The organism is Sphingomonas sp. 77B (assembly GCF_056497825.1).
Genome location: NZ_JBWMBY010000003.1, coordinates 90,863 through 105,637, shown reverse-complemented (window position 1 = coordinate 105,637; position 14,775 = coordinate 90,863). Strand labels below are relative to the sequence as shown.

Below are 14,775 nucleotides of genomic sequence, written 5' to 3'. Positions count from 1 at the left end.
GAACGCCCCCCGCGCCCGCCGCCCCTATGCGGCCGCCATGTCGATGCGCAGCCCCAGGGCGATATCGCCCCCGGCATTCTCGGGCACCGTCACGGCCAGCGCCTCATCGGTCTGCGTCCAGCGGACCGGCCCGGCATGGCCCAGCACCGCCACGCCGCGCACCGCATCCCCCTGCGACCGGCCGAGCGAGCGGATCGTCAGCATATCCCCCGCCTTGGGCACGGCGAGGCAATAGACATAGACCGCGCCGTCCTTGCCCTGGGTGAAACGGAAGTCGGTCGCGCCGAACTGGTCCCGGGCCTGCGACGCGCCCAGCATACCCCGGCTGGCGACCTTCAGCTTGCCGTCGACCATCTGCCCTTCGCCCAGCGTCCGCCACGCGCGGCTGCCATAGATGCCGACCCCGTTGACATCCATCCAGCGACCGACCCGCTCCAGCATGGTGCGGCACCCGTCGTCCAGCCCGCCATCCGCCCGCAGCGAGATGTTGATGGCGCAGGCGCCGTCGCGCGAGCAGCATTCCAGCAGATAGCGGACCATCCCGCCCGCATCATAGGTAAAGCCGGGCTGGTAGAACCAGTCGCCGACGGCGGTTTCGCCGACCCAGGGCTGGTCCCGCTTGATCTCTTCGGGGAAACCCGCCTCGTTGGTGTTGACGATGCCGCGCGTCGGCGGATGGAACTTCACGATGCTGAACGTGTCGACCTTGCCGCGGCGTTGCAGCGTGCGGTTGTAGAAATGCGCCACCACCCGCTGGATCGCGTTGTTGTTCGCGCCGAAGCCGCTCCTGATCCCGCTGAACGGCTTGTCGTTGTCGCCATCGGTATAGATGAAGTCGGGATCATATTGCTCGATCGCGTCCATGATCCGGTACGCCCACCAGGTCGCATACCATTGCGCATAGACCTGGTGGTTCTGGAAGATGCCGCCCGGCGGGGCCCATTGCGTGTCGATCCCGCTATATTCGCGCAGGTTGATCGTATACAGCATCCGGGGGTCATAGCCCTCCCACCATTTCCCCTTGCCGTCGGCCAGCGTCAGGTTGGCATCATAGGGGACACCCGCCTTGGGTCCGGTCGTGTCGGCGCCGAACGACGTCTGCCACCACCACCAGGTATATTCGTGGTGGAAGGTGATGCCGAACCGCATCCCCTGTGCGCGCGCGGCCTTCGTCCACTCGCCGATCAGATCGCGCTTCGGGCCGATATTGACCGTGTTCCACTTCTGGTAGCGCGAGTTCCAGTTGTCGAAATTGTCGTGATGCACGCCCAGCAGGAACAGGAAGCGCGCACCCGCCTGCTTGTAGAGCGTCACCAGCGCGGCGGGATCGAGCTGGTCCGGCTTCCACCCTCTCAGAACGTCCTTGTACCCGAACTCCGACGGGTGGCCGAAATTCTTGAGATGGGTCGCATATTGCCGTTTGAAGCGCATACTCTGGTCGTACATGCCGCGCGCATACCAATCGCCGTCATTGCCCGCCGCCTGCGCGCCGAAATGGACCCAGATGCCGAACTTGGCCTCGCGCAGCCACGCAATATCCGTCTCGGGGTAATTCTGCTCGATCGAGGGCCAGCTGGCCTCGAACGGTCCCGACGCGATCGGGAATTCGAGCCGGGTTTCCGGCCATCCCGCCGGGTCGGCGGGCTTGACCGACTTTTCGGGCCGGACGGGCGGCAGCGCCGGGATCGGTGGCAGCTTGGGCATGGTCCAGCGGACGCGCGTGGCCGATACGATCGGAGCGGCCATCGACCGGGCGGCCATCGTCGCGAGCGTCGCGGACCCCGCGATAAGGCCTTGCCGGCGGTTGATCTTCATCCTGTCCACTCCTTGGCGCCGAAGGGCGGTCCTGGCGGCCGCTCCCCCTGTTCGCACCGTGTTATACCCGGATCGTCTCCGCGATCCATATTTCACCCGTCATTTTATGGTTTCACCTGTCATTTTTCCATGAAGCGCAGCCGGGAGTCCCCGTCACACCATGGTTGCCCCGCGGCGCGGCGGGCGTCAGAACGCTGCGTCTGTCCGGGTGCCCACGGCGCTCCGACCCGCATCCGCAACCATGATGGACCGCTTCGTGACCACCAAGATCTATCTGTCCGCCGACCGGCTGCTCGAGGATTCCTTTCGCCTCGCCAATCAGGTCTTCGACTCCGGCTTTCGCCCGACCCATATCGTGGGCATCTGGCGCGGGGGGGCGCCGGTCGGGATCGCGGTGCAGGAACTGCTGGAATATCGCGGTGTGGCCAGCGACCATATCGCGATCCGCACCGCCTCCTATACCGGAATCGACCAGCAGGAGCCGCAGGTGCGCATCTATGGCCTGGGCCATCTGGTCGACGTGCTGAACCCCGAGGACCGGCTGCTGCTGATCGACGATGTGTTCGATTCCGGGCGCTCGGTCCGCGCGCTGCTGGCCGAGCTGCGGCTGCGGTGCCGCAACAACCTGCCCGACGAGGTCAAGGTCGCGACCGTCTATTACAAGCCGTCGCGCAACGTGACCGACCTGAAGCCCGACTTCTTTGTCCACGAGACGAACGACTGGCTGATATTCCCGCACGAGATCAACGGGTTGAGCGAGGAGGAGATCCGCGCGCACAAGCACGGCGCGGATATCATCCTGCGCTGAACCTCACCCCCGCCCTGTCCGCGCGCCGCGGCACAGCAACGCATAGCCCAGCAGACCCGAGGCGAGCGAGCCGAGCAGCACGCCGATCTTCGCCTCGGCCTGGAGCAGCGGGTCGCCGGGAAAGGCGAGCAGGGTGATGAAGATGCTCATCGTGAACCCGATCCCGCACAGCGCGGCCACCCCGGCCATCTGGCGCGTGCCGGCATGGGCGGGCGCATCGGCCAGCCCGAAGCGGATCGCCGCCCACGCCGCCCCGAACACGCCCAGCGGCTTGCCGATCGCCAGGCCGAGGGCGACGCCCAGCGTGACGGGCGCGGCCAGCGCCCCGGCGGGCAGGCCCCATATCGGGACCGCGGCATTGGCCAGCCCGAAAATGGGCAGGACGACGAAGCCGACCGGCAGATGGAGCGCGCGCTCCAGCCGGTGCAGCGGGCTGGTGCAACCCGCGTCGGAGCGTGCCGGGGTCCGCTCCATCGGAATGGTCAGCGCCAGCACCACCCCCGCCACGGTCGCATGAATCCCTGAGCGCAGGACCAGCACCCACAGGAGCGCACCGACCAGCAGATAGGGGCTCAGCGCCCGTACGCCCCGCCGGTTCATCGCCACCAGGACGCCCACGACGCCGACCGCCCCGATCAGGTCGGGCACCGACAGGCCGGTGGTATAGAAGACCGCGATGATCACCACCGCGCCCAGATCGTCGATGATCGCCAGCGCGGCGAGAAAGACCTTCAGCGAACCCGGGACACGGTTGCCCAGCAGCGCGACGACGCCCAGGGCAAAGGCGATGTCGGTCGCGGCCGGGATCGCCCATCCCGTCGCGGTCGGCCCCGGATTGCACGCCAGATAGACGAGCGCGGGCACCGCCATGCCGCCCGCGGCCGCGACCCCGGGCAACAGGCGGCGCGGCCAGCTCGCCAATTGCCCGTCCAGCATCTCGCGCTTGATCTCCAGCCCGACCAGCAGGAAGAACACCGCCATCAGCGCGTCGTTGACCCATTGTTCGACCGACAGCGGCCCGACATGGGCATGGAGCAGCGCGGCTTGCGCGCCCGCCAGCGGCGAATTGGCGACGACGAGCGCCACCGCCGCGGCCGCCATCAGGACCAGTCCCGACGAGGATTGCGCATGGAGGAAACGACGGATCGCGGACGCGCGCGAGGGGTTTTCGGGATTCATGGGGGCATTTCCGGCACAGGACGACCGTGCTGGCGGCCCGACCAACACAAACAAACCTGCCCATCGCCCGGCGGGCGGGACACCCGCCCCCGCTATCGCATCGCCCGGGCGATGGTGCAACCGGATGGGCTGGGCACGCGAGAGCCCGGACCGTCCGCCCGCAATCGCGTTCCGGCAAACAGCTTTACGACGTTACGCGCGGAACCCTCACGGACGATGGGCCAGGTGCAGCAGGGGATACGGCCTGCCCTGCCCGTCGTGCGGCGAACGGCCGATGCGGACGAACCCCATCCTGTCGTAAAAGCCGATCGCCGGCTCATTCTGCTCGTTCACGTCCGTCGTCATGCCGGGATGCAGCGTGACCGCCTGCCGCACCAGCGCGGCGCCGACCCCACGCCCGGATGTGGCCGGGTCGACGAACAGGGCCTCCATATGCCCCGCGTCGATCAGCATGAAACCGACCGCGCGATCCTGTCCATCGACGGCCAGCGTCAACGGCGCCCGGGGGAGAAAGCCACGGACTTCCTCGCCGATCGCGGCGCGATCCTCGACGGAGAGAAAATAATGGGTCGCGTCGACCGCGTCGCGCCAGATTTCCAGGATCCGTTCCCCATCGGTGGGGCGGGACGATCTCAGCGTGACCATGGCGGCTCCCTGACCGGAACGTGGCGCGGGTGTGCGCGGGCGTGAAATGGGGCACTCCCGATGACGCAGGTGCAGGTACGGGGTCAAGACGGCCAGCCTTCTTTCCCGCGACGGACGCTTGTCGCGACGGAGATCATTCCGGTCGTCGGGTGCCGGCGGATACCCCGGCGGGGCGGCCGTGCCGATTGCCCCCGGCCCGGCAGATGCTATGCCGCCCCTCATGAACGAGCAGCAGGGGCAGGGCGGGGCGAGCGGCCGGGGCTGGCAAGCGCGGGGCGGTGTCCTGTTGCTGCTGACGCTGGTCGCGCTGGTGGTGCGGGCGCGGACCTTCGGCAATCCGGTGATCGGGTTCGACGAGCAATTCTATCTGCTGGTCGGCGACCGGATGCTCCACGGCGCGCTGCCCTATGTCGACATTTTCGACCGCAAGCCGATCGGGCTGTTCCTGCTCTATGCGGGCGCGCGTCTGCTGGGGGGCCTTTCGGGGGGAGAGGGGTTCCTGGCGTACAAGCTGGTCGCCACCGGCTTCGTCGTGGCCACCGCGTTCGGCATCCAGCGCATGGCGCGGCGTTTCGCGGGCGCGAGGGCGGCGACCGTCGCGGCCATCCTCTATATCCTGTGGCTGAACCTGATGGAGGGGGAAGGGGGGCAGTCGCCCGTCTTCTACAACGCGCTGATGCTGGTCGCCGCGGCCGCGACGTTGCGCGCGGTCGAGCGGCGTGGGCGGCTGTTCGCTCAAGGCGCGGTGGCGATGGCGGCGGTGGGCGTCGCGCTCCAGATCAAATATGCGGTGCTGCCCGAAGGGTTCGCCTTCGGTTGCATCCTGCTGTGGCTGGGCTGGCGCGAGCGGGTGGCGTGGCCCCGGCTGGCGGGCATGGCGCTGGCCTGGGTCGCGCTGGCGCTGGCGCCGACGGTGGTGGCGTGGGCGAGCTATGCCGCGATGGGGCATGGGCCGGAATGGCTCTTTGCCAATTTCGTCTCGGTCGGGGGACAGGCGGCGCGGCCGCTGGCCGACGAGCTGGAAGGGCTGGCGGCGTGCGTCGGCATCCTGTTGCCGCTGGCGCTGGTCATCGGGTTCGGGCGGCCCTGGAGGCATTTGGGGCGGCACATTCCGCCCGACCGCCGCGACGGATTCCGCTTTCTGGTGATCTGGCTGGCGGTGAGCGGCGTCGCGGTGCTCGGCTATGGCCGGTTCGGCAGTCCGCATTACGCGATGCCCATCCTGTTGCCCGCCATGCTGGTCGCCGCGCCCGCGCTCGCCCGCTGGCATCGGGGCGGGCTCGCCGCCTTCGTCCTGGCGATCCTCGCGGCCGGGCAGATCGTGCTGGGCGTAAGCGAACGCGCCAAGGGCGGCGCGGCCGAGGCCCAGGCGGTCGCCCGCGCGGCAACGCCGACGCGCGGGTGCCTCTATGTCTATGACGGCTATCCCGCGCTCTATATGCTGACGCACAGCTGCCTGCCGTCGAAATGGGTCTTTCCGGGCCATCTCAACACCAGCGACGAGGCGAGCGCCACCGCGATCGGCGTCGATCCGGTGGTCGAGATCCGCCGCATCCTGAGCCAGCGCCCCGGCGCCATCGTCGACGACTATCCGCGCTTCGCGCTCGGCAATCGCGCGACACGGGCCGTGCTGCGCGCGGCACTGGCGCAAGGCTATCACCTGGCCGCGTGCGTGCCGACCGGGCCGAGCCGGGTGCGGCTGGTCTATCGACCGGGGCCGGGGGCCGTGCCCGCGCATTGCCCGAGCCAGGCGATGCTGGATCGGTAGGGTGGAGTCGGGTTGAACCACCCCTCCCCTTCAGGGGAGGGGCCGGGGGTGGGGCGCTTCCACAAATGCCGCGCCAGCCGAGATGCCCCACCCCAACCCCTCCCCTGAAGGGGAGGGGCTCGTATCATGCTCCACCCGCCAGCCGTTGCAGTTGGCGCTCGGGTGCGGCAATCCTGCGGGCCACGGGAAACAAGGAAGGGCGTGGGCGATGCTGTTGAACCGGCGGACGATGATCGGCGCGCTGGCCGCGGCCCCTCTGGCGCCCCATGCGCTGGCCGCCAGGGCCGACGAGGTGCTGCTGTTCGCCTATTTCGGCACCGGCAAGGACGAGGCGACGGGGCTGAAGCTGGCGGTCAGCGAGGATGGCCTTGCCTTTCGCGAACTGGCGGGCGGGCAAAGCTATTTGCGGCCGATGGTCGGCGAGTCCAAGCTGATGCGCGATCCCTTCGTCTTTCGCGGGCAGGGCCGCGATGCGCCATGGCATATGGTGTGGACGACGGCATGGAAGGGCGTGACGATCGGCCACGCCACCAGCCACGATCTGCGCCACTGGTCGCCGCAGCGCGCGCTGCCGGTGATGGCGGGGGTGAAGGGGACGCGCAACTGCTGGGCGCCCGAGGCGATCTGGGACGCCCGCCAGCGGCACTATGTGATCTTCTGGTCGAGCACGGTCGACGGCTGGACGCCGAAGACGGCGGGGGATGCGAAACCCGCCCCCGGCCACCGGCTCTGGTACGTGACCACCCGCGATTTCCAGACGTTCAGCGAACCCAAGGTCCTGTATGATCCGGGGTTCAGCGTCATCGACGGCACATTTGCGCGCGGGGCAGGCGGCGCGCTGCACCTGATCGTCAAGGACGAGACCGAGACGCCGCCCCGCAAATATCTCCAGGTGGCGAGCGCCGCTTCGCCCACCGGCCCGTTCGGCCCGCTGTCGCGGCCCTTCACCCCCGCCTGGGTCGAGGGACCGATGACCACCCAGCTGGGGGATACGACCATCTGCTATTGGGACGTGTATACCGCGGGCCGCTGGGGTGCGGCGACGACGCGCGATTTCGTGACGTGGCAGGACGTCAGCCAGCAATTGTCGATGCCGGCCGGCGCGCGGCACGGCTCGCTGATCCGCATTCCCCGCGCGGTGGCCGAGGGGCTGGCGGCGGGACCGCTACCCACACAAGGCTGACGGTATACGATATCGACAAGCCGGGCGGCTTTGGACAGGATGGCGGGCATGATCCCGCTGCTCCTCGCCGCCTTGCCTGCCCCCCAGACCACGTCCCAGACCGTTCAGCCGCGCGGCAATCCGATCCTGGCGGACGGACGGACCTATTCCACCGACCCCGCGCCGCTGGTCGATGGCGATACGCTATGGATCCTGGCGGGGCGCGACGAGGCGCCGGACGGGGTCAACGACTTCATCATGAACGAGTGGCAGCTGCTGTCGACCCGCGACCCGGCCAGCGGCGTGTGGCGCCACCACCCCGCCATCGCCCGGCCCGAGGCGGTCTTCGCCTGGGCCGAGCCGGGCCGCGCCTATGCCGGGCAGATGGTGAAGGGGCGCGACGGCCGCTTCTATCTCTATGCGCCGGTGCTCCAGCGGGGGGGCGGGGCGAAGGATCGGTTCGCGATCGGCGTCGCGGTGGCCGATGCCCCCACCGGGCCGTGGCGCGACGCGCATCCCGCCGGCCCGATCATCTCGCAGGTCACGCCGGTCGCCAACGACATCCAGAATATCGACCCGACCGTGCTCGTCGACGATGCCGGGGGAGGGGACGGCCGGGTCTATATCTATTGGGGCACGTTCGGCCGATTGCGCGCGATGGAGCTGGCCCCCGACATGATCACCCCCAAAGGCCCCGAGCAGGTCGTGACCGGCGCGACCGGCTTTTTCGAGGCGCCCTGGCTCCTGAAGCGGCGCGGCACCTATTATCTCATCTATGCCGCCAACAATGCCGGGCCCGGCAGCGCGTGTACCCCGACGCTCTACCATGCGTGCCAGGCCTATGCCTCGGCACCGACGCCGATGGGACCATGGACCTATCGCGGCGTCATCCTGCGCCCGGTTTCCTCGACCACATCCCATGCGGGCGCGGTCGCGTTTCGCGGGCGCTGGTATCTGACCTATCACACGGCGGATGCCAAGGGCGGGGGGCATTTCCGCCGCTCGGTCGCGATCGATCCGATGGACTGGGACGACAGCGTCTCGCCGCCTGCCATCCGCCCCGTCACGCCGACCAGGGCTCCCGCGCCCCCGCCGCGCCCGACCCGCAACGTCGCGCCCGGCGCCTGGGTCACGGCGTCGAACACGCCGGTGCCGGTGCAATATTGGCTCGCCGCGCTGAACGACGGGATGGTGCGCGCCAATCCGCTGCCGCCCGATATGTGGGGCAACTGGACCCGGACGAACCCGGCCAGCGCCTGGATCGCCTATCGCTGGCCCCGCCCCGTGACGCTGAATGCGGTGCGCATCCGCTTCTTTGCCGACCACCCCGCCGGATCGGCCGAGGGCATCGCGCCCCCGGCAGCCTGGCATCTGGAATATTGGGGGCAGGGGGGATGGCGCCGGATCGCCGCGACCTATCCGACCGGCACCGACGGATTCCAGGAGGTCCGCTTCCCCGCCCTGACCACCCGCTGCCTGCGCGCGGTGATGGACGCATCCGGGGCGGGAGACCGCCATGCCGGCCTGGCGGTCGAGGAATGGGAGGCGCTGGCCCCGGTGGCGACGACGCCCGCCGCCCGGCCCGGGGGACCGGATCCCGGCCCCTGCTGATCCCGTCGCCGCTGCCCGTTTCGGTCGGTCGAATTGTCCGAGTGTGACAATTATGTCATCATCCGGCGCTCGAATTTACCTTTATTTATAGCCTATTGCCATTTGCACCTGACCAATATGACTATGGGTCCGAAACCGGATCAATAGAATTCCGGTCGGGGGATTGATGATGGACGTGAAGTCGTTTCGTGTACCGTTGCGTATGACCTTGTCGGGCATGGCCCTGGTCATGGCCTTGGCTGCCGTGCCCGTCGCGGCACAGACCGGCCCCTCCGCCCCGCCCCCACCCGCCGGGGGCTATTTCCTGGCGAACGGCCAGCGGACGACCGACTATAATGCCGCACTGGCGTCGTGGCGGAACGACGCGCAGTTCAAGGTGGATTATTCCAAGGCCTCGATCGGCATGGAATATGCCTATGTGCTGGGCCTGACGGGACGCGGCCAGACGATCGGCATCAACGATGCCGGTGTCGCGTTCGACCACCCGCTGTTCGCCACCAGCGGAAAGCTGTCGGGACTGCGCACGGCCGCGCCGTCGGACTATGGCAATGACGGCCGGGTCAATCCGCGCCGCCCGTTCGAGATCCACGGCACCCATGTCGCCGGGACCGCGGCGGGCAACCGCCTGGCCGATGGGGTGATGTTCGGCAACGCTTACGGCGCCAATATCCTGGCTTCGACGATCAACTTCACGGCGGGCGACTTCCTGTGGTACCGCGATGCCGCCATCGACGGAAAGCCCATCACCGGCGCGCAGTCCAACGTCGTCGACCTGGCCAATACCGGCCGGGTGCGGATCATCAACAACAGCTGGGGATCGGCCAATTCGGTTCCCTTCAACGTCTCGCTGGCAACCGCCCAGGCCCAGTTCCGCCAGACGCTGAACGGCTATTACGATCCGGTCCTGAAGAACGACGTTCTCGTCGTCTTCTCGGCGGGCAATGGCAGCGGCGTCCATGCCGGGATCGACGCGGTGACGCCGCTGAACGACATGCGGCTGCGCTCCAACTGGCTGTCGGTCGCCAATTACCTGGCCGATGGTACCGCCGCCCCCAGCTCCAGCCTGTGCGGGCAGAGCGCGACCTGGTGCGTCGCCGCGCCGGGCAGCTCGATCATCTCCAGCGTCACCACCTACACCCTCGACGTGAACGGCATCCGCGCCAAATATACCCGCGCGGCCTATCCGACGATCTACAGCGCCCCCACGCTCGCCACGCTGCAAAGCGCGGCGGTCAATGCCTGGCTGGGCGTGCTGAACGGCTATCTGGCGCGCAAGGACGCCGCGCAGCGGACCGGCGCGGCGTTCAACGAGGACGCCGAAAGCACGCTGCTGGCGCAGCAGGCGGTCGGCATCTCGCTGGCCTACGGCGCCCGTTTCGTGGGCGGCGATCCCGATGGCTATACCAGCCGCCTGGCCGGAATCGTGTCGGGCAACGCGGCCCTTCTGGGCGTCGAGTTTTCCCGGACGGTGCTGACCAAGGCCAATGCCCAGCTTCAGGCCGACATGAAGCAGTTCCTGACGCTGACCGGCCCCGGTTACGGTCCGCTGACCGGCACGTCGATGGCCGCGCCCAACGTGTCGGGCTTTGCCGCGGTGCTGATGAGCCGCTTCCCCAACTACAATACCGCGCTGATCTCGGACATTCTGGTGTCCAGCGCCAAGGATCTCGACACGCCGGGCGTCGACCTGCGTTCGGGCTGGGGCATGGTGCAGATGGACGTCGCGCTGCGCGGGCCGACCGCGCTGCGCCAGACGCGCGAGGTCAATGTGCCGACGGGCGGCGTTGACGTGTGGAGCAACGGCATCCAGGACGCGCGCGACCGCTATTCGGCCGAAGTGCTGGCGGGCTTTTCCAACGATATCGGCGGCATCACCAAGCGCGGCGGGGGTGAGCTGATCCTGACCGGCAGCAACAGCTTCTCCGGCGCGACCCGCGTCGAACAGGGGCTGTTGACCGTCAACGGTGCGCTGACCCGCTCGGCGCTGACCGCCGCATCGGGCGGTACGGTCGGCGGGACCGGCACGCTGGCTTCGCTGACCGCGCAGAGCGGGGGCATCGTGTCGCCCGGCAATGCCGGTGCGATCGGCACGCTGAGCGTCGCGGGCACCGCCACGCTGGCGGCGGGCAGCCAGTATGTCGTCGATTTCGGCGCCAGCGGCACGTCCGACCTGCTGGTCGCCACCCGCGCAGTCCTGGGCGGTGGCACGATCACGCTGCGGCCGCTGAACCAGATCCCGCGCTTCGGCGACAGCTATACCGTGCTGAGCGCCAGCGGCGGAGTAACGGGCACGTTCGGCGATGCGACCGCGCTGACCGCGATCCTCTATCCCCAGCTGTCCTATGCCGCCACCAGCGTGACCGCCAGCATCGCGGCGCGGCCCTATGTCGGGCTGGCCACCACGCCGGTACAGACCGCCTATGGCCGCCTGCTCGACGGCAACCGTGCGGCATATGCCGCGCTGGCCGGCACCTATGCGCTCGATCTCCAGTCGGTCGACACGATCCGCGGCACGCTGGAGTCGCTTGCACCGCGTACCGAGACGACGCGCCGCGCGATCGGTACCACCGCAACCGACAACATGGCGCGCTTCTACCGCGACCGGGTGAGCGCCATGTCGCCCGACAGCTTCCAGGGCGGATCGATCGCGATGATCGGCAAGCCGATGGAGTTCGCCGCGAACGAGATCGTCATGCCCGGCCAAGCCGCCACCGTCAGCGACACGCCGACCACGACCTTGCGCCAGGGCGTATTGCCGGACAATGCCGCCATCTATCTGGCGGGCGGCTATATCGACGGGGCAGGGGCGGCGATGCCCGGCACCCCGCCCGGCGGGCGCGATCGCTTCGACGGCTTCTATATCGCGACCGGGATCGAGGCGCGGGTCAGCGACGCCGCGATGATCGGCTTCGGCCTGTCCTATACCAAGATCGACGGCAAGATCCGGATGGGCCAGTCGGCACGCGGCGAGCTGATCCAGGGCACGCTCTATGGCCGCCTCGGCGGATCGCTCGGCCCCTCGATGGACGTGCAGACCAGCGCGGGCGTTTTCCAGTCGGCGACGCGGCGCACCGGCGACTTCCTGGGCACCGCCTATGATCTGCGTGCCCGCGACAATGCGCTGGCTTTGTCGACCGAGGTGGGCGCGGCCTATAATGCGGGCAGCGAGGCGCTGCGCGTCGGTCCGCGCCTGTCGATGCGCGCCAACCGCATCGACTTCACCCTGACCCCGGAGACGGGCACCGGTCCCGCGCTGGTCTATGGCCGCGATGCCTTCCTCAGCGTGCAGGGCCGTGCCGGACTGCAACTCGACGGCAATGCCAAGGGCCTGCGTCCGTTTGCCTCGGCCTATTATGTGCACGACTTCCACGATCGCTCGGACACGGCGTTCGTCGGCTTTGCCAACGGCACCGCCCTGCGCGTGCCCTTCGCGGTCGCCAGGCAGGACCGCGACTGGGGCGAGCTGTCGGCCGGGCTGTCCTACAGCGCGGGCCGTGTGACCGTTTCGGTCGCGGCCGACACCACGGTCGCCCGCTCCGACGTGCGCAACCAGGCGTACCGCGCCGGGCTGAAGATCGCGTTCTGAGGCGGAGCCGGGGCGGCGGATATCGCATCCGCCGCCCCGGTACCACGACGCCAGCGGTCGGCCGCCGGAACCTCTTGGCGAACAGGAGAAGTGCCGTGATCCCGCTGCTCGTCATCGCAGCCTCAGTCATGGCACAGGCCGCCCCCATCACACCGGTGCCGCTCGACCGCTTCTACAACCGACCCGGCGCGACGATCGCTCAGCGGGACGCCGACCTCCAACGCTGCCGCCAGATCATCACCGCCCCCATGGCCGAAACCAGCCGCACCCTGACCCCGCCCATCGGCGACGGCGCCGATCTGCCCCGACCGATGCCGACGCCCAGCGACACGATCGAACAGTGCATGACGATGCACGGCTGGAATCTGTACGCCCTGTCACCGCGCGAACAGGCCCGCTGGTTGAGGCTGTCGCCCCGGGCCCACCGTCGCCTGCACATCGAGCGGACCGGAAGTGCGGCACCCGCTTGGGGGCAATCGGTAAAACGGGGGAGCGACTGGGACCTTCAGGCGAAGTTCTGCAACCCCGTTAGGGATGAGCAAGGCGCAATTTCAGCTTCGTAGCGAAACGCATGTTAACATAACATATATTATCGGCTTAAATCTGTGTAGGCGCCAGATACAAATGACACCGTCCTGCTAGATAGAAACGGCACTGCCGGTGCTTTCAGTGGGTCGCCGGTGTCATAGCCTTCCTCGGCAACGAGGACGCGCATGGTATGACGGTGCTGACGATGAGTGCTGCTGAGATCACCCGGTTCGACACGCTGATGCGGCTCGACCGCGGCGAGATCCGGATCCCGGACGCGATGGAGCTTCTTGGCCTCCAGCGGCGGCAAATCTACCGGCTGCTCGATCGCCTTCGACAGGAAGGCGCTGCTGGACTCGTGTCGCGCAAGCGCGGACGCCCGAGCAACCGCCGCTACAGCGACGCCTTTCGCGCCGAGGTCGTCGCTCTCGTGCGGGAAAACTATGCCGACTTCGGGCCGACGCTCGCGCGCGAATACCTTGCGGAGCGGCACGGCTTGGGCCTCTCGTGTGAGACGTTGCGTCAGATCATGATGGAGGCGGGCCTTTGGAAAGACCGCGCGGCCAGGCGCCCGCGCCCCTACCAACCCCGCTATCGGCGCGACTGTCGCGGCGAACTGGTCCAGGTCGACGGCTCGAAACACTGGTGGTTCGAGGACCGCGGCCCGCAATGCACGCTGCTGGTGTTCATCGACGACGCGACGAGCGAGCTGATGCACCTCGAGATGGTCGAGAGCGAAAGCACCTTTTCCTACATGCGCGCGACGCGGACGTACCTCGAGCGGCACGGCAAGCCGGTCGCCTTCTACACGGACAAGCACAGCGCGTTCCGCAACAACACAGCCTCGGCGAACGGCGACGGGATGACCCATCTCGGGCGGGCACTGGACCGGCTGAACATCGATCTGATCTGCGCGAACTCGCCGCAAGCGAAGGGGCGCGTCGAGCGGGCCAACGCGACGCTGCAGGACCGGCTCGTCAAGGCGATGCGGCTCCACCGCATCAACACCATCGACGAAGCCAACGCCTTCCTCCCCTCCTATATGGCGCAACACAACCAGCGGTTCGCCAAGGCGCCGTTCGACCCGCGCGATCTGCACCGACCGCTGGCCATCCACGAGAACCTTGAAGCCGAGATGGTCTGGCGCGAGCAGCGCACCGTCACCGGCGCCCTCACCCTGCACTACAACAAGGCCATGTTCATCCTGGAGCCGACCCCGGTCGCTCAGGGGCTAGCGCGCAAGAAGGTGGATGTGTGCGAATACCCGGACGGCCGCCTCGAGATCCAGCACGAGGGCGAGGTCCTGCCTTATCGCGTCTTCGACAAGATGCGCCGCGTGAACCAGGCACCGGTGGTCGACAACAAGCACCTCGACGCGGCGCTGGCGCTCGCCCATGCCATCCAGCAGGTGCAGCCGCACCACGCGAAGCGCAACAACAACGAACCGGCGCGTACCGCTCAGCCCGGCGGGGTGTTCAAGGCCCCCTCGCCCGTACCACCCGGGCCGAAGCTGGACCGCCGCAAACTTGGCAATCAGCGCCTGAAGCGAGGCCCCCGCCTCTCCAACGACGAACTCGTCGCGCGCGGCTTGGGCGAGTATGTCCGCCAACAGACGGGATAACTGCATGGCGCCCCTGCCAGCGTCTCACAAAGGATGGTGAAACGGGAATGTC

10 protein-coding genes are annotated in these 14,775 nt (G+C 68.3%); 7 read left to right on the top strand and 3 right to left on the bottom strand.

Translation table 11 applies throughout. The features are described 5' to 3' along the window. Positions 1 to 24: 24 nt before the first annotated feature. The gene (locus AC1GI4_RS19030) at positions 25 to 1,815 is read right to left on the bottom strand and encodes an alpha-L-fucosidase (protein ID WP_479630602.1); all 1,791 of its coding nucleotides are present in this window, start codon (positions 1,813 to 1,815) and stop codon (positions 25 to 27) included. A gap of 244 nt (positions 1,816 to 2,059) precedes the next feature. Between AC1GI4_RS19030 and AC1GI4_RS19025 the strand changes: the two genes are divergently transcribed. Beyond that, positions 2,060 to 2,623 (top strand): phosphoribosyltransferase, encoded by a 564-nt coding sequence (locus tag AC1GI4_RS19025; protein ID WP_479630604.1) that lies wholly within the window; start codon positions 2,060 to 2,062, stop codon positions 2,621 to 2,623. 3 nt (positions 2,624 to 2,626) lie between these two features. Here AC1GI4_RS19025 and nhaA read toward each other — a convergent pair whose 3' ends face one another. After that, positions 2,627 to 3,802 carry a Na+/H+ antiporter NhaA gene (nhaA, locus tag AC1GI4_RS19020; protein ID WP_479630601.1) on the bottom strand — a complete coding sequence of 392 codons (1,176 nt, stop codon included), beginning with the start codon at positions 3,800 to 3,802 and terminating at the stop codon, positions 2,627 to 2,629. Positions 3,803 to 4,009: 207 nt separating this feature from the next. Beyond that, positions 4,010 to 4,447 (bottom strand): acetyltransferase, encoded by a 438-nt coding sequence (locus tag AC1GI4_RS19015; RefSeq protein WP_479630600.1) that lies wholly within the window; start codon positions 4,445 to 4,447, stop codon positions 4,010 to 4,012. A gap of 220 nt (positions 4,448 to 4,667) precedes the next feature. Here AC1GI4_RS19015 and AC1GI4_RS19010 point away from each other — a divergent pair, with 220 nt between their 5' ends. From AC1GI4_RS19010 to AC1GI4_RS18985, 6 genes are all read left to right on the top strand, one after another. Further along, entirely contained in the window at positions 4,668 to 6,215 is a 1,548-nt protein-coding gene (locus AC1GI4_RS19010; protein ID WP_479630599.1) for a hypothetical protein, read from the top strand. A gap of 208 nt (positions 6,216 to 6,423) precedes the next feature. Further along, positions 6,424 to 7,398 carry a glycoside hydrolase family 43 protein gene (locus AC1GI4_RS19005; protein WP_479630598.1) on the top strand — a complete coding sequence of 325 codons (975 nt, stop codon included), beginning with the start codon at positions 6,424 to 6,426 and terminating at the stop codon, positions 7,396 to 7,398. A 48-nt stretch (positions 7,399 to 7,446) separates the two neighbouring features. After that, positions 7,447 to 8,988, top strand: a complete 1,542-nt coding sequence (locus AC1GI4_RS19000; protein WP_479630597.1) for a family 43 glycosylhydrolase — start codon at positions 7,447 to 7,449, stop codon at positions 8,986 to 8,988. A gap of 175 nt (positions 8,989 to 9,163) precedes the next feature. Beyond that, entirely contained in the window at positions 9,164 to 12,574 is a 3,411-nt protein-coding gene (locus AC1GI4_RS18995; protein ID WP_479630596.1) for a S8 family serine peptidase, read from the top strand. Positions 12,575 to 12,669: 95 nt separating this feature from the next. Then, positions 12,670 to 13,137 (top strand): hypothetical protein, encoded by a 468-nt coding sequence (locus AC1GI4_RS18990; protein ID WP_479630595.1) that lies wholly within the window; start codon positions 12,670 to 12,672, stop codon positions 13,135 to 13,137. A 155-nt stretch (positions 13,138 to 13,292) separates the two neighbouring features. Next, on the top strand, positions 13,293 to 14,723 hold the full coding sequence (locus AC1GI4_RS18985; RefSeq protein WP_066760133.1) for an ISNCY family transposase: 1,431 nt from the start codon (positions 13,293 to 13,295) through the stop codon (positions 14,721 to 14,723). Positions 14,724 to 14,775 lie beyond the last annotated feature (52 nt).

Excerpts from the sequence above, each read along its gene's own strand:
- AC1GI4_RS19030 (WP_479630602.1), bottom strand. The coding sequence starts at position 1,815 with ATGAAGATCAACCGCCGGCAAGGCCTTATCGCGGGGTCCGCGACGCTC.
- AC1GI4_RS19025 (WP_479630604.1), top strand. The coding sequence starts at position 2,060 with ATGGACCGCTTCGTGACCACCAAGATCTATCTGTCCGCCGACCGGCTG.
- nhaA (WP_479630601.1), bottom strand. The coding sequence starts at position 3,802 with ATGAATCCCGAAAACCCCTCGCGCGCGTCCGCGATCCGTCGTTTCCTC.
- AC1GI4_RS19015 (WP_479630600.1), bottom strand. The coding sequence starts at position 4,447 with ATGGTCACGCTGAGATCGTCCCGCCCCACCGATGGGGAACGGATCCTG.
- AC1GI4_RS19010 (WP_479630599.1), top strand. The coding sequence starts at position 4,668 with ATGAACGAGCAGCAGGGGCAGGGCGGGGCGAGCGGCCGGGGCTGGCAA.
- AC1GI4_RS19005 (WP_479630598.1), top strand. The coding sequence starts at position 6,424 with ATGCTGTTGAACCGGCGGACGATGATCGGCGCGCTGGCCGCGGCCCCT.
- AC1GI4_RS19000 (WP_479630597.1), top strand. The coding sequence starts at position 7,447 with ATGATCCCGCTGCTCCTCGCCGCCTTGCCTGCCCCCCAGACCACGTCC.
- AC1GI4_RS18985 (WP_066760133.1), top strand. The coding sequence starts at position 13,293 with ATGACGGTGCTGACGATGAGTGCTGCTGAGATCACCCGGTTCGACACG.